Below are 20,229 nucleotides of genomic sequence, written 5' to 3'. Positions count from 1 at the left end.
GCCGCGGTTCACCCGACGAAATGACCGAAGAGCCGGACGGACCCCATATAAATGGGGATGATCCCCAACTATGGCCGGATAGACTGGCCTGCCCAGCGAGCCTCGGAGCACGGAGACACCATGACCACGGACGCGGGAACGGCAGTCCCGCATCGAGCGGACGCGCGCCGCAACCGAGAGCGATTGCTCGCCGCCGCGATCTCCGTGTTCTCCGCGGAGGGTGCGAACGCCCCTCTGGACAAGATCGCCCGCACTGCCGGCATCGGCAACGCCACCATGTACCGTCACTTCCCGACCCGAGAAGCGCTGCTGGAAGCGGTGCTGGGGGACGTATACCAAGAGCTCATCCTGCTCGCCGAACAACTCATGACAGAGACCCCCGCAGTCAATGCGGTCGAACGGTGGCTAAGGGCCTTCATCGACTTCTCGCAGTCCTACGTCCAGTTGCCCGAGCCGATCGTCGCAGCACTGTATGACGAGACATCGGCGCTCTATGAGTCGTGCGACGCCCTGCGAATCGTCGCCGGCCGCCTGATCAAACGGGCACAGGAGGACGGCTCTCTGCGAGCAGACATCAACATCGTCGACGTGACGGCGCAAGCCAGCGGAATCGCCTGGGTCACGCAGTTCTCACCGGACAAGCAACAGACCACACGCCTGCTGGGTGTCTTGATGGATGGACTGACCACCGGAACACGCGCCTGAGACTCGCGTCGATATGGCACGTTGACGACATCACATCGTGCAGGGTGTCCGATCCTCTGAGGCCGGAGATCAGCCGGGGGATGGCCGGGCGAATCCATCGAGAAGGCTGGCTGGGTGTTCCGCTCCGAGCCGGACCCTGCTCGCCGCGTCGCCGAGCGATCAACAAGGGCCTCACTCAGAAGACCGCGACCGGCGGAACCCCGGCGAAGCGCCGCTGGGCTGCCTCAACGTCCGGCGGCACACCCCGGAGGGACGCGAGCACCGCACCGTCGAGATCGACCCCGACTCGGTGATCCCCGCTCGCGCTACGGGCGACCACGCTCTTCACTTGGTGATGAGATGCGACTGCGTGATGAGGTCGTGCATCGCACGCCGGAACTCGTCTCGTCGGCGGGTGCTCCAGTCCGTCGTCAGAGCGTCGAAAACGCTTTCCTGCCAGGCGTGTGCCTGCGCCAGCACCTCTCGTCCGGCATCCGTCAACGACGCCTCACGCTTGCGTCGATCAACCGTCTGGCTGGTCATCATGAAATAGCCCGCTTCGGCGGCCTCCTTGATGAGCCTGGATGCTCCGCTCTGGTCGATCCCGATTTCAGCGGCGACCGCGTTCACCGTCGCACGCTCCTGGCGGGCATGCAGTGACGCCACCGCCTCAACTGCCTGCATCAGCCTTCCGTGACCATCCGTCATCGCATCCGAGGTCATTGGTCTGCGCGACCAGTGACGCACGAATGCGAACAGCAGTTGCCCGGTGCCCGACGTGCTCATTCCGTCGCGGCCATCTCTCGACAGATAAAGGCGAGATCAAGAGCGGCCCGCAGATCAGGGAGGCGCAGTGCGGCTGTGACCTTTCCTCCCGTTACCCGGAACACGGTGGCAACTCTGACGGGCTTCGGTGCATCTGGCCAGGTCGCGTCTTGCTCGACGACCATGAGACGGTCGCTCACCGGGTGCCATGAGCGCGGCACCAGTCGTATCCCCGACCGCTCCACCCAATCCGCGAACGATGGTGGCGTGATCGGGCCGGCCCCCTTCGGGCCGAGCACGACAACGGGGTCGCCCACTGCTGCCGCTGCCCGGCGGAGGTCACCCGTGTTCACGCTCTCGTGCCACTCATTGATCGCTGCTTCAAGGGTCGATTCCACGCCTCCAGTATATGCGAAACGCATACATATACGTGACGGCAGCACCTTGATCAGGTCAGAGTCCGAGCGTTGGGCCGTCGCGGCGCAAGGCGCTGTGCCCGAGGTCGTGGTCGAGTGGATCATGGGAACCGCTGAGCTTGCGGGCGCAAGCCTCACGCGCGAGACGCGCCCGTTCTGCCGCGTCGCGTTGTGTCTCGCGGCCTCCCGCACCGGCATACCTCGGAGCTGGGCGACTTCTTTGCACGCTTCCTCTGCGGTACGGCCAGCGGTGGCGGCTTCTACGGATGTCGCGTGTTCCCGTAAGACACTTTGGACGGAGCTTGCAGGAACTTACTCGAAACAACAGGGGTCGCGAAGCCGCACGGAATCAGTGGTCTTGCTACTTCAGGCGGCTGTGAGGTGTCGCGACGAGGCACTCGCTCGCCAGACACCTAGGTGCGTGGGTCAGATCCTTCCGTTAACGCGCCGGGGTGAATCCGGTGGATAGCGCGGGGTGCTGGGAGAATCGATTCATGACGGTGACTGCCAGCCTGGAGGGTCTGTTCGAGGTCGAGCCGGGTGAGGCGCGGGCGCCGGGCTCGGCTGCACCGGCGGGTGCGGGCAAGACGTTCCGTGGGTATGACCAGGGGCAGTGTTTCCTGCTCCCGCCGAGTCTGGATGACTGGCTGGACGAGGATGATGAGGCCCGGTTCATCTCCGAGGTCGTCGAAGAGCTCTTGGATCTGACGCCGGTCTACGCGTCGTACGCGTCCGCCTCGGGTGCGCCTCCGTATGACCCGCGGATGATGTTGAAGCTGCTGCTGTTCGCGTACGCGACGGGCGTGACCTCGTCTCGTGAGTTGGAGCGGCGCTGCAAGCGCGATATCGCCTTCCGGTGGCTGTCGGGCAACCAGGCGCCCGACTACCGGTCGCTGGCCCGGTTTCGTCGGCGTCACCTGGATGCCCTGCCGGGGTTGTTCCTGCAGGTGCTGCGGGTCTGCGCGGAGGCGGGGCTGGTGCGGTTGGGGCGTGTCGCGCTGGATGGCACGAAGCTGGCCGCGAACGCGTCGCGGCATAAGGCGATGAGCTACGACCGGATCGTGCCGAAGATCGATCAGCTCCAAGCCGAGGTCGCTGCGCTGCTCGCCGAGGCGGAGGCGGTCGATGAGGCCGAGGATCAGCAGTTCGGCCAGGACCGGCGCGGGGACGAGGTCGCCCCGGAGCTGGCCCGCCGTGAGGGGCGCCTGGCAAAACTACGTGCCGCGAAGGACGCGATCGAGGCCGACGCCGCCGAGAAGGCGGCAGCCGTAGCGCGGAAGAAGGCCGACGCCGCCGGTCAGCCCCCTGAACAGGCCGACGCGGCCGTCGCGACTGCAGTGGACACGGCGGCGCCGAAGCCGAAAGCGCAACGCAATTTCACCGATCCTGAGGCGCGGATGATGAAGACGGTCCGCGGCTTCGATTACGCGTTCAACGCGCAGGCCGTTGTCGATGAGGGCCACCAGATCGTGCTGAGCGCCGAGGTCACCCAGCAGGCCACCGATATCCAGCAGTTCGTCCCGATGGCCGAGCAGACCCTACGGAACCTCGACGCGGCAGGAATCGAGCGTTCCCCAGAGGTCGTCCTCGCTGACGCGGGCTACTGCTCGGAAGCCAACCTCGAAGCCGCCGACGATCTGGACGCACAGGTGTTGATCGCGACGGGACGGCAACGTCACGGCGAGAGCTTCCCTACCGCCGGCGCCCCGGACCCGGCCCCAGAGGACGCGAGCCGGCGGGAGCGGATGGCGCACGCGCTGCGCACCGAGCAGGGCCGCACCGACTACGCGCGCCGCAAAGCCATCGTTGAACCCGCGTTCGGGCAGATGAAGACCCGGCAAAACGCCGGACAGCTCCGGCTACGCGGACTCGCCGGCGCCCAAGGCGAATGGCTACTCCACACGATCTGCCACAACCTCCGCAAGCTCCGCGTCGCTACAGCCGCCGGGCTGGCGCCCGCATAGGCCTCCCCAGGGGTCCCGGGGCGTCACAGCACGCACCGACAGTCGCCACGAGCCCCTCGCCGTGCGATCCCGCACGCTCTCACACCGCAACGGCCCGCCCGTTCCCGTTCGCGACCGTCAGCGCGCGATGCCAGAGTCAACGCCGCGCGCCACGCCACCCGATTCTGACCCGCGCACCTAGCGAGAACAGAAACACGAGACCTGAAGAGAATAGAACCCCGGCGCGGCAACAAGTGCGTGCCCTGACGCCGGACGAGATCGATGAACTCGTCGCCATATACGAGGCCGATGACTCCACGCACACCCTCTCTCGGCGGTTCGGGATCCATCGCACCACGGTCCTGAAGCACCTGGAACGGCGCGGCGTCGCGATCCGCGTGAGGAGACGGACCGAGTCAGCTCCGCACCTCTGAGCACGGGCTGGTCACCTCGAGGAAGACGGCGAGTCTGTCTTGCGCATCACTAGGCAGCCCGGAGACTCACTCAAGGTGTGATGGCGCGAACGCTAGACGAAACAGCCAGAACGGCGCCGACTTGTTATGCGATCACCTGGCTAGGCGCGTCTCAGACTGACGTTGCCTCATATGCTGAGGCGATGCCGGCCCGTCCCACTCCCGAGTGGTTCCAGCACACCGACAGCGCCACGACGGAAGTCATGCATCGCGTCACTAAAGCCGTGACGGCGAACGAAATGTCACAGCAGGTGCAACACCTACCCACGCTCGCGCATTGGTTCGTCCTCGACTCGCTCTCGCTTGCCAACCAAGCGAACCGCGAAGGTATGCATGCGAACGCTCTCGCGCTGACCAGGCAATGCGTCGAGGCCATCAGCGTGATCGAGCTCGGGATCTGCGGACACCCCGGAGCAGAAGCAACGCTGCTGAAGTGGGAGGCAGACGAACTACCACCCGGGAAGCTCCGCGCATGGCTGCACGCCAATGTCTGGCCTCAGTACGGCACGGGGCTCTGGAGCGAACCCTGGTCCATCTTCATGCGAGAGTTCGCGGCAGCAGTCCAGCCTTACGCTCACTACAGCAGTCCGCTCGCACAGTGGCAGTACCGACTCCACCGTCTTTCACTCCCCGAAGCCCCTGCAGTAGACATAGCCACGGGCGACCTGCGAGCCGTTATCGAGATCGCCCCGCGCGCGTACGACGCGCAGAAGGAGACACGCATCACGCTCTTCAACACGCTCGTGGTCTATATCCTCGGCAGGATAACGATGGCGACCCGGCCCAACGACGCAGACCTCCAGCAGCTCATGGCACGTTTCGGCGATGCACTAGGCAAGTCCCGCTATCTCGATGGGCACAAAACCAACTGGAGCCAACAATTCTGGGCGATGGTCTGGGAACGAGACGGCAGCACGATCCTGGAGTAGCAGCTAGGCGCCAAGATTGCCGCAGAGCTCTGCCCGGATGAATACTGCTCCTATGCCTGTCACCCTCGTGCCTCTCGAAGCAGCAGACGCGCGCACAGAACTCGCCCCGGACGACTCGTACTCGCGTTTCAACTGGCCAGAACTCGCGTACAAGGCGCAGAACAAGGCACATTGGGTGCTCTATTCGATCCGCTCGGGTCGCGCTGAAGTCGGGCGGGCACGTACCCACCTCGCACTACCGACTACCCCGACGCTGATACCGCAGGCATGGTGCAGCTGGTCTACCTAGAGTTTCACCGCGATCAACATCGCAACGGATGGGGTCGGCAGGCACTCGGGGTGCTGCAAGACCAGTACGGAGCCTTCTTCACCTTCCCGAGCGAGATTGCCGAAGCGTTCCACACTAGGGCGGGCGGGACATTTTGTCCGCACGCAGAGGGTGCGCATCACACTCCACTCGTGGTGTTCAGATCGAAAAGAGGAGCACGAGATGCCGTGGGGCGCTGAGCACACAGCCAGTCTCTAGCACAGACCGGTGATCGGAGTGAAGTGAGTGTAAGCTACTCCTGTTCGGGGAAAGGTACGGACGCACGTATGGCCGAGGGCCACGTCCCGCTGAGTGGTGGTCTTTCGTTTCCACTCGATGATCAGCTGGTTGCAGTTTAGGCGGCCGTGATCTCGGGCAGCATCACCGCGTCCTCGACCGAGTTGGTGGCGGCGAGTTCGGCCATAGACGCTTCGGAGAAGTAGCGGCGGTCGCCGGCTTCCCATTCGTCGTGCTGCTCGATCAGAACGGCGCCGGTCAGGCGCAGCAGGCTGGCAGCGTTCGGGAACACTCCGACGACGTCGGTGCGACGTTTGATCTCCCGGTTCAGCCGTTCCAGCGGGTTCGTCGACCAGATCTGCCGCCAATGCCGGGCTGGGAAGTGCTTGAACGCCAGCACGTCGGCTCGGGCATCGTGGAGCATCTCAGCCGCCTTGGGGTGAACGCGGTCGATCATGCGTGCAACCTCATCGAACTGTGCATCAATGTGCTCAGCGTCGGGTTGGGCGAAGATCGTGCGGATGATCGAGGCGACCATCTCCTGCCGACCCTTGGGTAAGGCGGTGAGCACGTTGCGCATGAAGTGCACGCGACACCGCTGCCAACTGGCTCCCTGCAACACCACTGCGGCGGCTGCTTTCAAGCCAGCGTGTGCGTCGGAGATCACCAGCTTCACCCCGCCAAGGCCTCGGGCTTTCAGGGACCGTAAGAATGCTTTCCAGAACTCCTCGGTTTCGCTGTCGCCCACGTCGAAGCCGAGCACCTGACGGTGCCCGTCAGCGGTTATCCCGATCGCGACGACAACCGCTTGGGACACCACCCGACCGTCGATGCGAACCTTGCAGTAGGTGGCGTCCAGGAAGACGTAGGGGTAGGCGATCTGGGACAGGGAGCGGTCGCGGAATGCCGCAACCGTCGCGTCAAGGCCTTCGCAGATGCGCGACACCTCGGACTTCGAGATGCCGGTGTCGGCGCCGAGCGCTTTGACCAGGTCGTCGACTTTGCGGGTGGACACGCCGTGCAGGTAGGCCTCCATCACGACGGCGAACAGCGCCTGATCAACCCGACGGCGCCTCTCCAACAGCGACGGGAAGAAACTGCCGGCCCGTAGCTTCGGGATTCGTAACTCCAGATCTCCCGCAGTGGTCGACAGGGTGCGCAGCCTCGCCCCGTTGCGGGTAGCGGTGCGCTCGACGGTGCGCTCGTAGGGTCCGGCACCGATCACCGACGCGGCTTCAGCGTCGATGAGTTCTTGGTAGAGCCGTTCGGTCATCTGACGGATCCGGTCGGTGGTGTCGGTGAGTTTCAGCTCGGCGAGCAGCTCGAGCAGGGCAGACTGATTGAGGGCCATCGTGCGATCTCCTGTCGTGAGTAACTTGGTCGTTCTCACTGACCATCGCACGGTGGCCCCCCACGTCAATGACACGACGCTCAAGACCGGAAAGTCCACCACTCAACGGGACTCAGGCTGGCCGAGTCTCCGAGACCCGACCGGGCGCCGCTGTCACGAGACGAGATGATGCCCTGGATTGAGGCTGCGCAGGGTGTTCGCCTGAACGCTTACGCTCTTGAACTTCTTGGCCCGCCACTTGCCGGCTCGTTGCTGGGGCCCACTGACGACTCGGCGGGACTCCAGAACATGGCGGCGTGGTGTCGAGGTTATCTGGAGTCGGCTGCCGACCACATGATGTTGTGGTCCGATCACGTGGCGCCGCTCAAGTTCCACCTCGAAGCCACGATCGTGCACACGCTCCGCCCCTCGCTCACGCTCGCGCGCGCCGCGATGGAATCAGCGGCCCAAGCGATCTGGATCCTCAGCCCGGCGGAACCTATCGAGTCCGCCCGCCGCTATATCATGCTCGGACTCGCAGACCTCACCGAACAGATGAAGGCCGCTGATCAGCCTGATGAAAAGCTCCGGCTCAGACATACTCTCAACGAGTGCTTCGAAACTCTGGGACTGACTGCCCGCACGTTCAAAGCGCCCCGCTACATAGACATGGTGCGCGCCGCGTCGACCTTCCTGGGCCAGGACGCAGAAGAGCAGGCGCAGCAGCCGTGGATGGACCCTGATCGCGTAGAGCGTCTCTGGCGCTCCGCAGCGGGCGCCGCACATGGCAAGCAGTGGCCTGAGCAGGAGTACTCCAACGTCGAAGAGGAACCCGGCGGTATCGAGTACCTGGTGCCTAACCACATAGCGATGGCCGAGATCGTCGATGTTGCCGAGAAGTTCCTGTCCGCCGGCGTGATTCTCCTCGCTATTCGCTCTGGCCGGCGGGACGAATGGCAGAGCCTCTGGGACACTGCGACCGCGCGACTCGAGGCTGAGATCACACCTCGCACGGATCACGACAAGTGACACCTGACCGAGAAGAGACTCTATGAAGACTCAGACCGAGGCTCAGCTCAAGGGGCGATGGGGAGAGCTCGTGGCTGCCTTCGCCTTTCCTGCTCACTGGATAGTGCGCCCGCTCCCACATGATTTCGGTATTGACCTCCAGGTTGAAGTCTTCAAGGAGCTCCCACCCGACAGCAAAGAGCGGCAACGATACCGGGCTACCGGCGGCCACTTCTCTTGTCAGGTGAAGACCCAGGAGTCAGTCAGAACCAAGAGCGATACCGTCGTGTTTTCGGCATCGACCACGGATCTCCTACTCGCGGAGACGATGGGCGCCAGCGCACCGCTAGTTCTCCTGCTGGTCGACCGGGAGACCCGTGATCTCTACTACCTCTGCCTCACTGACTACATACCGTACGTGCTCGATGGCGCGGGGTCTGCATGGCGGTCGCAGGGGTCGGTGACCCTGGAGATCCCGACTAAAAAAGTAGTGCCCCTTAACGTGGTGTAGCGCGCGGTGGCTGCCGGTCCTGTCTTGGACGTGGGCGCGGTCACCGTGTGATCCTTCGAGGAAACTCTCACATCCCACTCGAAAGGCATCATCACGATGACCGCACCTCATATTGTCGACCCTGCCCGCCTGCTCGGTGAAGCCCTTGCCGACGGATCTCCCGATCTGATGCGGCAGTTGCTGCAGACGATGATCAACGCGCTGCTGTCCGCCGACGCGGACGCTGTTGTCGGCGCCGAATGGGGCAAGCCCAGCCCCGACCGCACCGCCCAACGCAACGGCTACCGGCACCGCGACCTGGACACTCGTGTCGGCACGATCGACGTTCAGATCCCGAAGCTGCGCACCGGAACCTACTTCCCGGAGTGGTTGCTGGAGCGCCGTAAGCGGGCCGAGACGGCGCTGATCACCGTGGTCGCGGACTGCTACCTCGCCGGCGTCTCCACCCGACGGATGGACAAGCTCGTGAAGACTCTCGGGATCCACTCGCTGTCGAAGTCGCAGGTCTCGCGGATGGCGGCGGACCTCGACGAGCACGTCGACCAGTTCCGTCACCGCCCGCTCGATGATGCAGGCCCGTTCACGTTCGTCGCCGCCGACGCGCTCACCATGAAGGTCCGCGAAGGCGGCCGCGTGATCAACGCGGTCGTGCTCATCGCGACCGGCGTGAATGGGGACGGGCATCGCGAAGTCCTCGGCCTGCGCGTGGCGACCAGCGAGACCGGGGCGGCCTGGAACTCGTTCTTCGCCGACCTCGTCGCCCGCGGCCTCGGCGGGGTCCGCCTGGTCACCTCCGACGCGCACGCCGGGCTGGTGGAAGCGATCTCGGCGAACCTGCCCGGAGCTGTCTGGCAGAGATGCAGAACCCACTACGCGGCGAACCTGATGAGCGTGACACCGAAGGCCATGTGGCCGGCGGTGAAAGCGATGCTGCACTCCGTCTACGACCAGCCCGACAAGGACGCCGTGCACGCCCAGTTCGACCGGCTGCTGGACTACGTCGACGGGAAACTCCCCGACGCGTTCGAGCACCTCGACGCCGCGAGGGCGGACATCCTCGCGTTCACCGGGTTCCCCGACGGGCTCTGGCAGCAGATTTGGTCGAACAATCCGAACGAGCGCCTCAACCGGGAGATCCGCCGCCGCACCGATTCCGTGGGCATCTTCCCCAATCGCGACGCGATCATCCGCCTCGTCGGCGCGGTCCTCGCCGAGCAGACTGACGAATGGGTCGAGGGCCGCCGCTACCTCGGCCTCGAGATCCTTGCCAAGTCCCGCCTCACCCTCGTCGCCGACACCGGAGAGGAGGTGAACACCGACACCGTCCTCGAGCTCAGCGCCTAACCGAAATCAACAACAGAAGGATCACCGTCCGCTACACCACGTCCCGGGGCTTGACCACTAAAAACCGTCTCGATGCCGATGCTCCTGCCAGGATGGAAGCACATTGGCAGTACTTCAAAGGGCTCGCTTTTCGCGCGAAGCTGTACAGCGTAAGCATCGCCTTCCAGCACACCGGCGTCGAACTCGACTACGCGCTGGATGGGTTTCGGGTATCAGCGGCCTCGGGCTCCGGACACGCACGTATCGCGTCCGATTTCGACCGATGCATGACAGCTTTCGATCAAGCGATTTCCGCTTGCTCCGCGGCAATAGCGCAGGAGCTGAGTGCATCTGATTCACCGTACTCTGGCCTTTTCCAACCGGTGGAGCGTTGGCTCGCCCATGCTCGCCCTCACCTGGATCGGGCACGGAACACGTTCAAGGACATCGATCCGACTCTTCTCTCTGCGGAGTGTCGACGGCGCTTGAGAACTGATCGATAGCGGCGCTCGAAAAGTGGACACTCAACGATTGGAGAGTGATCACTTTGGAAGACTGGGCGCTGATCAGGAGGCTGGCTTCGGACGGGGTTCCGAAAGCGCAGATCGCGGCGCGGTTGGGGATCTCGCGGACGACCGTGATCAAGGCGGTGAACTCCGACGGGCCGCCGAAGTATGAGCGGTCGCCGCGGCCGACGTCGTTCACGCCGTTCGAGGTGCGGGTGCGGGCGTTGCTCGCCGAGCATCCGCGGATGCCGGCGACGGTGCTCGCGGAGCGGGTTGGTTGGGAGGGCTCGATCCGCTGGTTCCGGGACAATGTCGTGAGACTGCGACCTGAGCATCACCCGGTCGACCCGGCGGATCGGCTCTCGTGGGCGGCGGGCGATGCGGCTCAATGTGATCTCTGGTTCCCGCCGCGGAAGATCCCGCTCGAGGACGGCACGACGGCGCTGTTGCCGGTGTTGGTGATCGTCGCGGCGCATTCGCGGTTCGTGACTGCGCGGATGATCCCGACCAGGAAGACGGAGGATCTGCTGCTCGGGCACTGGGATCTCATCCAACGGCTCGGCGCGGTCCCGCGGCGGCTGATCTGGGACAACGAGTCCGGCATCGGGCAGCGCGGCCGCCTCGCGCAAGGTGTTGCGGCGTTCGCGGGGACCCTCGCGACGAAGGTCGTGCAGCTGAGGCCCTACGACCCGGAATCGAAAGGGATCGTGGAGCGCCGCAACGGCTGGCTCGAGACCTCGTTCATGCCCGGCCGCACGTTCACTTCCCCGGCGGACTTCAACGCCCAGCTGGAGGGCTGGCTGGAGAGAGCGAACGCGAGGGTGGTGCGGACGATCAAGGCACGCCCGGTCGATCTGATCGGCCACGACCGTTCACGGATGCTCCCGTTGCCGCCGATCCCGCTGCAACTGGGCTGGCGAGAACGAGTCCGCCTCGGGCGGGACTACTACGTCCGCCTCGACGCGAGCGACTACTCCGTCGATCCCGCCGCGATAGGCCGGTTTGTCGACGTAATCGCCGATCTCGACCGTGTTCGGGTGCGCCTGGAGGACAGGCTGGTCGCTGACCACGCGCGGGTCTGGGCGCGCGGCTCCACGATCACCGATCCCGCACATCTGGAGGCCGCGAAACGGCTGCGGCAACAGTTCCAGACCCCACGTCCTGATCCCGTTGATGACCTGGCGCGTGATCTCGCGGACTACGACCGGGCGTTCGGGATCGAAGGAGTCGCCTGATGGCTACCTCGAAGACCAGCGAGTCGGTGAAGCAGATCACCTACCTCGCCGGCGCACTCAAGGCACCCCGGATCACGGAGGCCGCAGCCCGGATGGCGGACCAAGCACGCGACGCCGGGTGGTCGTTCGAGGACTACCTCGCCGCCGTCCTCGAACGCGAAGTGAGCGCTCGCAACGCTTCCGGCGCGGAGCTGCGGATCAAAGCGGCCGGGTTCCCGAGCCGGAAGACGCTCGAGGACTTCGACTGGGACGCGCAACCAGCCACTCGGCAGCAGATCGCGGCGCTCGCTTCGGGAGGGTTCCTCCTCGAAGCGCAGAACGTGGTCCTGCTCGGCCCTCCCGGAACCGGGAAGACCCACCTCGCGACCGCGCTCGGAATCGTCGCCGCCCGCCACGGGCACCGAGTGCTGTTCGCGACCGCGACCGACTGGGTCACCCGCCTCACCGACGCCCACCGGCAAGGCAACCTCCCGAAAGAGCTCGCCCGGCTGCGGCGTTACGGGCTGATCATCGTCGACGAAGTCGGCTACCTCCCGTTCGAACAAGACGCAGCGAACCTGTTCTTCCAACTCGTCTCCAGCCGCTACGAGCACGCGTCACTGATCCTGACCTCGAACCTGCCGTTCTCCAGCTGGGGAGGGGTCTTCGGCGACCAGGCCGTTGCCGCCGCGATGATCGACCGCATCGTTCACCACGCCGACGTCCTCACCCTCAAAGGCGCCAGCTACCGACTCCGCGGCCGCGGCATCGACAGCCTCCCCAGCATCCGCACCACCACCGACGAAACACCTAGCTAGACTGCCCGCAACCGTTCACTTTTCGAGCGCCGAAAGCGTCCAGAGTTCGAGCGCCGCCGACAGCGGAGAATGCGGAGCGACGTTATGCCGAGATGTCAAGAGAGCTCTTCTTCGCGCACGCGGGGTACTCGAGCTTGACTGCCATCCCACGGACCTACGAAGAACTACATCGGCGAGCGAGACTTACGAAGGCACCGCTCGAGTTCGAGTAAGCGTCAAGTCGGTCGCGCTGTGGACAGCGCGGCTTACCGCCCCGCCATGCCCTGCGCCAAACTAGGGGCTGGATGTTGCACGAGGTAGTGCACGCTGGGCCGAGGTGGACGATGTGCTCGTCTCGCTCGACGAGAGCGGCGCTGCGAGACGCACGTCACCGCCACGATGGCAGGGCAGGCTGTCATCGCGGCGTATCGCCCAAGCATTTACTGCCTCCGGTCGTGACCGTAAGGAGCTCTGTTGTGTAGCACCCGGTTCCCACGAGATCAGATGCCGACGCGCCGCTTGCGGGGCGGCTTGAGATGCTGAGCAAGTTCCGTGGGGAGCTGGAGCTCGTCCGACTTGCGGTCAAGGTCCGCCAGCAACGCCGTGTCATCAGTCAACCGTGCGAGCACCCATAGCGCCAACATGCAGGCGACCGCGCTGGCGTACGTGCACTGGAAGCGGTAGGCATACTCCTGCTCGTAGAGGATGTGGAGCTCGTCTTCACCGGGCTGCAGAAACGACGTCAGGCGCTGTGCGTAACGTGCACGTGCTGGGAGAGCACGTGGTAGGTCGTTTCGAGGAAGGTGCCCTGGTCAAAGTCGCGAACCATGGCCATGAACTTACCGAGGCGACTGCCGCCCGGGAGCGGTTCGAGTTCAGCGAGGGCATCGCGGAACTCGTCGTTGTCGAGCCACTCTGCGAGCTTTGTATAGTGCTCGACGCGGTCATGCGCGACGGAGTTCCGGTACTTGCTCACGCCACCGTCGACGACGAAGACCCACTGCAGCGTGACGGCGTGCTCCAGGGCGGCAGGCGCCAACGGCACCGCCTCTCCTTCCATCTCTGCCTCCACCAGCGTCAGGTAAGCGTTGCTGTAGCGGAACGTCCGCGCAATCAGACCATAGAGCAGCAGGAACTCGTCGGCGTGCGCCTTGTCGATGGTGAAGCCATCGACGTTGCGAAGGCTCGATACACAGGCGCGGATCCAGTCCTCGAGAGCTGCTTTTGGAACGTCGGACATAACCCCACCATAGGAGTGAATGCGGAAACCGGTCAATTGCACGAAGAAACCTGCGTGGCGCATACCAGCGGGTTTTTCAAGTTGATCGTTGGCTCAGCATGCCAGCGGGCCAACCATGGCCCCGGTGCCGAGCACCCAGACTGTTTCGAGCGCGTACTGCCAGAATCGCCGTGGGAATCGGATTGCTTGCATCTTCAGAGGGAATTGCTTCATCGGGAACCTCCAGTTCGCTGTCGTGCTGCCGGGCGTCAGCTCAGTGAGCATCCGGGTGACGGCAAGAGCCAGGAAAGCCGCAAGCACGCTTGACAGATGCAACGAATCGAACGTCGCACCGCTGGCCAAGCTCAACCAACGAGCACTATTGAATTTCGATACATCGATTCTACCGAAGATCTCCGACATTGAGCCGGTGACGCCGCGCGCTCGCAGGACAAAGCGGATGGCGTCGCAAGGACTAGGCTCAGGCGGCGCGGCTTCCGCCATCCGGTTCGTCTTCGGTCTGCGCGGCGTCCCAGTCCTTCTGGCGCTTCCTACGAGGCAGCATCCGCCGGGCTGCCGGACCCGGCAATCCAGGCAGCCTTCCAGGGCGCCTACACCACCAACACCGCCACAAAGCAGAAGGCCGCCCGAAAGGGCGGTCTTCCTGTTCCAACTGGCGCGACAGCGGCTTGGGCTTATCTCTTCACCACCTCTTCGTTGGATGGTGTTTCTAATAAGCCTCTCGGGGTGAGATGTTGGCGGACTCCAATCACATGCGCTGAAGCGGGTCGAGCGGCTGGAGGCCATGTGGGAACAGGCGAGACGGGGTAACGACGCGCCTGTGGAGACGCCTGCTGCGGAGCTTGTTGAGGCGGTGACGGAACCAACGAGACGAAGTCGAACTCCTTTGACGCCTCACCAGATAGACGCTATTCGCATGGCGCGCGACAACGGCGAGAGCGTCATGTCGATCGCCCGACGCTTCGGGCTCAGCCGGATGACGGTGTGGCAGAAGACTTCATTACCGGGTTAGCAAGACGACATATCCCAGTAACGCAGTCCGACAGCCAGGTGAGGTTGTTCGTTCTCTACTCAGCGGCAGTCAGGTTGTGTCTGACGGAACCTCTAACGCAGGAAACGACGACCTCCGCCCCGTAAGGCGCAGGTACTTGTGTTCAAGTCGATGCACTTGGCATGCAACATGCGCCTTGACGATGCTCCATTCGGAGAGACCGGAGGGCTCCCCTTCTCGCCTACAGCTGAGAGACGTTGTCATCTCCGAAAAGTCGTTTCGCGCCTGAGAGCGCGTCGGTGCTCAACGCCGATGTCGCGAGGACGACTAAGCCTCGATCCACCGATGTGGTGGGGTGAGGAACGGGCGTCGTGACACGGAAATGCCCCTCGGATCAGGGAAAATAGAGCTTGTCAAGGTTCTAAGTCCCAGAAACGAGAGGCATCTCGTAGATGCAATTCAAGCACGCTCCGGCCGCGGTGTCAGCGGTCTTCGATGACCCGAATCTCGTGTCCGCGGCCGGGCTGGTCCCGATGCTCCGGCTCGCGCAGCGCGCGGGGCTCGCGCAGCTGGCTCAAGTCCGGTTGAGCGTCCCGACGGACAGAGGCGCCAACGCCGGCTCGAAGGTGATGGCGCTGGTGGCGGGGATGCTCGCGGGGGCGGACTCGATTGACGACATGAACCTGATCCGCCATGGCGGGATGGGCCGCCTGTTCGACCGGACGTATGCCCCGTCGACACTCGGGTCGTTCCTGCGGGAGTTCCGGTTCGGGCACGTCCGACAGCTCGACGCGGTCGCCTCCCGGGTCCTCGCCAATCTCACTGTCGACACGCCGCTGCTCCGAGCGAACGATGACGCACGGGTGATGGTCGATCTGGACGACACCATCATCGAGGTCCACGGCTACCAGAAGCAGGGCGCCTCGTTCGGATACTCCGGCGTCCGCGGCCTGAACGCGCTGCTCGCGACCGCGTCGACGACCTCGTCGGCGCCGGTGGTCCTCGCCCAGCGGCTGCGGCAGGGGAAGACAGGATCCCCGAAAGGCGCCGCACGGATCGTCGGCGACGCCCTGGCGACTCTGCGCCGCACCGGCGTCGCCGCCGGGGCTCGGCCGTTACTTCGTGCGGACTCTGCCTTCTACGGGTACGCCACCATCGGCACCGCGATCACGGCCGGCGCCGACGTGTCGGTGACTGTCCGGATGGACCCTGCGGTGAGGGCCGCGATCGCGACGATCCCCGAGGATGCGTGGACGATGATCGAGTACACCGACTCGATCCGTGACGAGAGCACCGGGCAACTGATCTCCAAAGCCGAGGTCGCCGAGGTTCCGTTCACCGCGTTCCGATCGAGGCGCAAGGCTGAGCGCATCGAAGGGCGGCTGGTGGTGCGCCGTATCCCCGATCTGAACCCGAACAAGGTGGAGCAGCCGACACTGTTCGACGTCTACCGGCACCACGCGTTCTTCACCACCACCAGCAACGACGACATGGGCACCGTCGTCGCGGACAAGACTCACCGCGGTCACGCGATCATCGAACAGGTCCACGCCGACCTCAAGAACGGCCCGCTCGCGCACCTGCCCTCCGGGGTGTTCACCGCGAACAGCGCCTGGCTGGTCCTCGCCGTGATCGCCTTCAACCTCACCCGCGCCGCCGGCGTGATCGCCGACCACACGGGACGCCTTACGAGAGCCACGACCGCGACCATCCGCCGCACCCTCATCCACGTCCCCGCACGGCTGGCGCGGTCCGCGCGCCGGATCACGCTACACCTCCCGAAGGCCTGGCCATGGCAGACAGCGTTCGCGCGGCTCTTCGCGATCACGCACGCGCCGCCACCAGTCGCTCTCGCCTGACCACCGCCGCGACCGCGGCACGACCGAGGACCACGTGGACGACCGGGATGCGACGCCCGGAACTCACCCCTGCCCCCGACACATCACCGCCCGCCGACCACCCCGGCCCGGGCCGCCCGAGGCTCATCGGTGGATCGAGGATAAGTTCCGCATCGCTCGGGAGCACGACACGTAGAACAGATTCAGAGTCCGTCCATACTGGGACCTGCTGTTGTCGCCCACGAGCACAGCTTCAAACCTGTAGTTGTTCCAGAGCCGGTCGTCTAGCACCACGAGAACGTTCTCGTATTCCTCGCCCTTAACTCCGTGGTGAGTCGAGAAGGGAGTTTCGTCGTTGAGGAACTTCTCGAAGTTTGCGACTTGCTCGTAGGGCACGGCGTAGAGCGAGTCGAGGAAGGTCTGATCCCTGGCTGCTCGCTCTGGATCCTCTGCGATCCTGATGCGCTCTTCGAGATTGCTCACGCGACTTGGCTTCCGAAGAATACCGTCGCCCCAGACGAAGTCCAGCACCTCGCCAATCGTGGCCGTGTCACGCAATTCGTTAAGCCTCGTGATCTGTGCGACCGCCTTCTCCTTGTCGCTGTGGCTCTGGATCGGCCCGGTGCTCGTGGCGCGCTGCGCGAGGAAGTCGCCAAAGCGCCCTTCCTCGAATGCCTGAACCAAAGACTCGATGCCAGCGAACAGTTCTCCAAACTCATCGTCGCCTCGCCCAAAGTCTTCTGCGCTGAGCTGGCTTCGCGCTTGATATGCAGCAAGCAGGTCCGGCCACTTCTGGTCCGTCGCGATTCCACGGCGCGTGAGCATCAGCACCTTCTCATTGTCCTCAACCCAGCCTTCAGTTCGAAGCTGCGCGCGCAGCGTCGAGACTGCGCCGCTGTCGTTCGGATCGGCGTGGAAGAAACGCGCGGTCCCCGCGCTGTTGTCGCCACCTGGTATCTGTTGCAGCGTCGGGCGCAGCCTGTTCAGAACCTCGATTACCGCGACCGAGCAGCGATAGTTCTCTTCCTTCTGGATGACCACGAGTCCCTCGCGCTCAACCCTGCCGACTCCGGTGTTATAAATCTTCTGCATGTAGTCACCGAAGAGTCCGACCGTGATGCGGTGCGGATTGCCAGCGACGAGCACGTCAAGAAGTAGCCCAATGGTCTTCTCGTGGGTGTCCTGGTACTCATCCACGAAGATGATCGGAAACCTGTCCGCGATCAGTCGAGCCAGCTTCGGAAAGTTCTCGAACATCCATGCCGACAGCGCGATCACGTCGTCGTGGTTAATCTTGCCCTTCTCCCACTTGCGCGGGTATTGCCAATAGGTAATCGGCACGCCCGTGAGGTCGAGGTCAGGGATCTGCTTCCTCGCCTCGGCAGCAGCGTTCGCAGCGAGAATTGCAGCGCGAAGCTCCGACTGGAACGGCCCAATGACCGACCACAGGAAGTCGTGGATAGTGGCGACCTGGACAAGCGGGTCACGGTTGATGCGGGACATGATCTCGTTTGCGGCCACGTTCGTGTAGGTGATGCAGACGATCCGCTGCCCGCTTTGAAGGAGCTGTCGCGCTTTGGAGCCGAGAAGATAGCTAAGCGCGTCCACCAGGGTTGTCGTCTTACCTGAACCCGCACCGGCCTCGATGACGAAGCTCTGGTTCGCTTCCAGGCACTCGACTACTCGCTCGGAGGTGCTAGCCATTCCAGGCCTTCCTTGATGTAGTTCGGGATCTCCCATGTATTGAGCGTCAGGATGTCGAAGGCAAAGTCCGACTTGCTGTCGATCCGCCCGGCTACCGCGTAGGAGTCGGCTCGGATCGCCGCTGCATCGCGAGTCACGCCGCGCTCATCAACGAACGCATTTGCCGAAGCGAGATCCGAATCCGCGACAAGATGCTCGGCATTGGCGAGGATGAACGCTTCCTCAAAGCTCCGCCCAGTCCGCGCCCCTTCGGACTCCGGTACCTGGTAGGCGACCCGCACGTTGGTGTCAATCTTGTCCGTGTCGGCCTTGCCGAGGAGCTCGGAGATGGTGCTCGCCTGTGGCAGCCAGCTCTTGAGCGTCACGTTCGTCGTGACCGCTCCAGGTGTATCCGTGGGCGCCTTCTTGTGGTATCCGTTCGCTTCGGCAGAGTCGATGTCGGTCACAATGAGCGTCTGAACTTCGAGGAATTCGAGGAGTTTCCGGAACTTCACCGCATACGCTCCGCCGACCTCGATTACCGAGACGTACTGGAACTGAAGGTTGGAAGCCACCCGCCGAATCATCTCAGGCAAGAGCAGGCGCTCAACGGTGCCCTCGACCATGACGACCTTGTCAGCGAAGAACATGTCACAGCGGTGCAGCACCATGTATTGCTCTAAGAAGCGCAACGAGTCCTTCTCGGTACTCTCCAACTCATTGCGGAAGTGGTGCAGGTCCTTGACGGTGAGCTTTCCGTCTCGAACGTCGAAGTAGCGCAGCGCCCGGAAGCCGCTTTCCGCAACCACATGCGAAGAGTGGGTCGTCACGACAAGTTGGACGTTCCACTCCGGCTTCGACTTCAGATAGTCGTTAATATTCTTGATGAAGAGCGCCTGCATCTGAGGGTGCAGGTGCGCCTCCGGCTCTTCGAGAAAGAGTAGCTCCATGCCCGAGCGGGGCTCACGCTTTTGGTAACTCTCGAAGAAGGCGACGAACTGCAGGACGATGAAGATGAGCTTGCTGTAGCCGAGGCCGTTATGCGCCTCGGGCAGTTCGGCTCCGGAATCGTGCGCGTAGATGACCCGTGTACTGCCTTTGAGTAAGTCAGCGGCTCGGAACTCCGAGACCACCTTGACCTCTTGCAAGCTCGATCCGGTTCCGGCCCCGAATATCTTCAAGTCGCCGAAAACGGAAGCGAACAGGGTGGAGTACTCACCGTCCAAGTTCTCGGCAACTTTCGCGAGCGCTTCCTCGAGGCTAGCGACGGTTCCGTCGGTATTGGCAATTGCGCGGTAGTAGTTCTCGAAGCCTTTCGAGAGGCCGTGCCCGGTATCGAGAGAAGTGTCATCAAAGAGGTTCTGTGCATAGATGAAGTCGCAGAGAATCGCATCCTTGACCTCACCCGGTTTCAGTTCGTGGACGTTTTTTCGATCCGCCTTGTCGACCGCTCGAAACTTCCGCTCGAAGAAGCTCATGCGCTTTCGGGCAAAGGCCAGAATGTCCTCCATGCCGGACTTCTCGAAGGCTCGCATGAACTCCCGTGGCCGCTCCAGCGAGTAGTTGCAGACCAGCACCGCATCGTGCCGTGCGGGATCGAGGTCAAGGACGAGCTTCGAGATCGGAGCCAGCGATTCTGTCTCCTCGTAGCTGAACTCCAGTTCGAGCGAGATGCTCGGAAGCTTGTCGAGCGCTTCGGCTTCGAGGCGCTCGATCTCAGTCCTGTCGTCTCCCTTGGCTCGCTTGTCGACCATCTGCTTCCAGAGCAAGCCCGCCTCAGCGAAGTCAGTCAGGCGCGACAGCGTGAAGTCATCGATCGAGAACTGGTTCTTCTCCACCCCGAGGAACTTAACGAAGACCTCGACGAAGGAGGTCTTCCCGCTGTTGTTCCGCCCGACGACGATCGTGGTCGACTCCTCGAACGTGACCGTTTCGCCGTCCAGGAGGCGGAAACCGTGGACCGACGCCGATACGACACGCATCAGTGCGTCCTCTCCACTTGGAGCTCAATCGCTTCGGCCAGCCCCTCTCCGA

17 protein-coding genes are annotated in these 20,229 nt (G+C 63.7%); 10 read left to right on the top strand and 7 right to left on the bottom strand.

The window, feature by feature from the left end; all coding sequences use genetic code 11:
* The first annotated feature begins 120 nt into the window (after nt 1–120).
* Nucleotides 121–705 (top strand): TetR/AcrR family transcriptional regulator, encoded by a 585-nt coding sequence (locus AOA12_RS00220; RefSeq protein WP_197281016.1) that lies wholly within the window; start codon nt 121–123, stop codon nt 703–705.
* A gap of 324 nt (nt 706–1,029) precedes the next feature.
* Here AOA12_RS00220 and AOA12_RS00215 read toward each other — a convergent pair whose 3' ends face one another.
* Nucleotides 1,030–1,470 carry a MarR family winged helix-turn-helix transcriptional regulator gene (locus AOA12_RS00215; protein ID WP_054678507.1) on the bottom strand — a complete coding sequence of 147 codons (441 nt, stop codon included), beginning with the start codon at nt 1,468–1,470 and terminating at the stop codon, nt 1,030–1,032.
* Nucleotides 1,467–1,847: a hypothetical protein gene (locus tag AOA12_RS22420; protein WP_156366324.1), complete on the bottom strand. Its 381-nt coding sequence runs from the start codon at nt 1,845–1,847 to the stop codon at nt 1,467–1,469. The genes AOA12_RS00215 and AOA12_RS22420 overlap by 4 nt, the downstream gene beginning before the upstream one ends.
* Nucleotides 1,848–2,317: 470 nt before the next feature.
* On the opposite strand from AOA12_RS22420, the gene AOA12_RS00210 reads away from it, so the two are divergent.
* The gene (locus AOA12_RS00210) at nt 2,318–3,829 is read left to right on the top strand and encodes an IS1182 family transposase (RefSeq protein ID WP_442922247.1); all 1,512 of its coding nucleotides are present in this window, start codon (nt 2,318–2,320) and stop codon (nt 3,827–3,829) included.
* A gap of 595 nt (nt 3,830–4,424) precedes the next feature.
* Entirely contained in the window at nt 4,425–5,210 is a 786-nt protein-coding gene (locus AOA12_RS00200) for a hypothetical protein (RefSeq protein WP_054678502.1), read from the top strand.
* A gap of 662 nt (nt 5,211–5,872) precedes the next feature.
* Here the strand turns inward: AOA12_RS00200 and AOA12_RS00195 are convergent.
* Nucleotides 5,873–7,105, bottom strand: coding sequence for an IS256 family transposase (locus tag AOA12_RS00195; protein WP_054678500.1), 1,233 nt, complete (start codon nt 7,103–7,105; stop codon nt 5,873–5,875).
* Nucleotides 7,106–7,270: 165 nt separating this feature from the next.
* On the opposite strand from AOA12_RS00195, the gene AOA12_RS00190 reads away from it, so the two are divergent.
* The 5 genes from AOA12_RS00190 (at nt 7,271) to istB (ending at nt 12,464) form a co-directional block, all read left to right on the top strand.
* A complete protein-coding gene (locus tag AOA12_RS00190) occupies nt 7,271–8,113 on the top strand; it encodes a hypothetical protein (protein WP_054678497.1) in 843 nt (280 codons plus the stop codon).
* A gap of 22 nt (nt 8,114–8,135) precedes the next feature.
* Nucleotides 8,136–8,603: a DUF4365 domain-containing protein gene (locus AOA12_RS00185; RefSeq protein WP_054678494.1), complete on the top strand. Its 468-nt coding sequence runs from the start codon at nt 8,136–8,138 to the stop codon at nt 8,601–8,603.
* A 96-nt stretch (nt 8,604–8,699) separates the two neighbouring features.
* On the top strand, nt 8,700–9,947 hold the full coding sequence (locus tag AOA12_RS00180) for an IS256 family transposase (RefSeq protein WP_054678492.1): 1,248 nt from the start codon (nt 8,700–8,702) through the stop codon (nt 9,945–9,947).
* A 517-nt stretch (nt 9,948–10,464) separates the two neighbouring features.
* A complete protein-coding gene (istA, locus tag AOA12_RS00175) occupies nt 10,465–11,667 on the top strand; it encodes an IS21 family transposase (RefSeq protein WP_082405821.1) in 1,203 nt (400 codons plus the stop codon).
* Complete coding sequence (gene istB, locus AOA12_RS00170; RefSeq protein ID WP_054678490.1) at nt 11,667–12,464, top strand: IS21-like element helper ATPase IstB; 798 nt, start codon at nt 11,667–11,669, stop codon at nt 12,462–12,464. The genes istA and istB overlap by 1 nt, the downstream gene beginning before the upstream one ends.
* Before the next feature lie 721 nt (nt 12,465–13,185).
* Here istB and AOA12_RS00165 read toward each other — a convergent pair.
* Nucleotides 13,186–13,683: a DUF5677 domain-containing protein gene (locus AOA12_RS00165; RefSeq protein ID WP_156366323.1), complete on the bottom strand. Its 498-nt coding sequence runs from the start codon at nt 13,681–13,683 to the stop codon at nt 13,186–13,188.
* Nucleotides 13,684–13,776: 93 nt separating this feature from the next.
* Nucleotides 13,777–14,166 (bottom strand): hypothetical protein, encoded by a 390-nt coding sequence (locus tag AOA12_RS00160; protein WP_156366322.1) that lies wholly within the window; start codon nt 14,164–14,166, stop codon nt 13,777–13,779.
* Between the two features lie 301 nt (nt 14,167–14,467).
* Between AOA12_RS00160 and AOA12_RS24135 the strand changes: the two genes are divergently transcribed.
* Together AOA12_RS24135 and AOA12_RS00155 are read left to right on the top strand one after the other, a co-directional pair.
* The gene (locus AOA12_RS24135; RefSeq protein ID WP_082405820.1) at nt 14,468–14,695 is read left to right on the top strand and encodes a helix-turn-helix domain-containing protein; all 228 of its coding nucleotides are present in this window, start codon (nt 14,468–14,470) and stop codon (nt 14,693–14,695) included.
* A gap of 431 nt (nt 14,696–15,126) precedes the next feature.
* Entirely contained in the window at nt 15,127–16,533 is a 1,407-nt protein-coding gene (locus AOA12_RS00155) for an IS1380 family transposase (protein WP_054678479.1), read from the top strand.
* A 123-nt stretch (nt 16,534–16,656) separates the two neighbouring features.
* Here the strand turns inward: AOA12_RS00155 and AOA12_RS00150 are convergent, their stop codons facing one another.
* Nucleotides 16,657–18,216 (bottom strand): UvrD-helicase domain-containing protein, encoded by a 1,560-nt coding sequence (locus tag AOA12_RS00150; RefSeq protein ID WP_054678470.1) that lies wholly within the window; start codon nt 18,214–18,216, stop codon nt 16,657–16,659.
* Nucleotides 18,192–20,177: an ATP-dependent nuclease gene (locus tag AOA12_RS00145; RefSeq protein ID WP_054678468.1), complete on the bottom strand. Its 1,986-nt coding sequence runs from the start codon at nt 20,175–20,177 to the stop codon at nt 18,192–18,194. Before AOA12_RS00145 ends, AOA12_RS00150 begins: the two co-directional genes overlap by 25 nt.
* Between the last annotated feature and the right edge of the window lie 52 nt (nt 20,178–20,229).

It is taken from the genome of Microbacterium sp. No. 7 (genome assembly GCF_001314225.1).
In the GTDB taxonomy this organism is placed as follows: domain Bacteria; phylum Actinomycetota; class Actinomycetes; order Actinomycetales; family Microbacteriaceae; genus Microbacterium.
The sequence above is the reverse complement of the archived record's forward strand: the minus strand, read 5'-3'. Positions and strand labels throughout refer to the sequence as shown.

Coding starts and splice junctions, on each gene's coding strand:
- AOA12_RS00155 (WP_054678479.1), top strand. CDS start 15,127: ATGCAATTCAAGCACGCTCCGGCCGCGGTGTCAGCGGTCTTCGATGAC.
- AOA12_RS00200 (WP_054678502.1), top strand. CDS start 4,425: ATGCCGGCCCGTCCCACTCCCGAGTGGTTCCAGCACACCGACAGCGCC.
- AOA12_RS00160 (WP_156366322.1), bottom strand. CDS start 14,166: ATGGCGGAAGCCGCGCCGCCTGAGCCTAGTCCTTGCGACGCCATCCGC.
- AOA12_RS00145 (WP_054678468.1), bottom strand. CDS start 20,177: ATGCGTGTCGTATCGGCGTCGGTCCACGGTTTCCGCCTCCTGGACGGC.
- AOA12_RS00180 (WP_054678492.1), top strand. CDS start 8,700: ATGACCGCACCTCATATTGTCGACCCTGCCCGCCTGCTCGGTGAAGCC.
- AOA12_RS00215 (WP_054678507.1), bottom strand. CDS start 1,470: ATGAGCACGTCGGGCACCGGGCAACTGCTGTTCGCATTCGTGCGTCAC.
- AOA12_RS00185 (WP_054678494.1), top strand. CDS start 8,136: ATGAAGACTCAGACCGAGGCTCAGCTCAAGGGGCGATGGGGAGAGCTC.
- AOA12_RS00150 (WP_054678470.1), bottom strand. CDS start 18,216: ATGGCTAGCACCTCCGAGCGAGTAGTCGAGTGCCTGGAAGCGAACCAG.
- AOA12_RS24135 (WP_082405820.1), top strand. CDS start 14,468: ATGTGGGAACAGGCGAGACGGGGTAACGACGCGCCTGTGGAGACGCCT.
- AOA12_RS00190 (WP_054678497.1), top strand. CDS start 7,271: ATGATGCCCTGGATTGAGGCTGCGCAGGGTGTTCGCCTGAACGCTTAC.
- istB (WP_054678490.1), top strand. CDS start 11,667: ATGGCTACCTCGAAGACCAGCGAGTCGGTGAAGCAGATCACCTACCTC.
- AOA12_RS00195 (WP_054678500.1), bottom strand. CDS start 7,105: ATGGCCCTCAATCAGTCTGCCCTGCTCGAGCTGCTCGCCGAGCTGAAA.
- AOA12_RS00165 (WP_156366323.1), bottom strand. CDS start 13,683: ATGTCCGACGTTCCAAAAGCAGCTCTCGAGGACTGGATCCGCGCCTGT.
- AOA12_RS00220 (WP_197281016.1), top strand. CDS start 121: ATGACCACGGACGCGGGAACGGCAGTCCCGCATCGAGCGGACGCGCGC.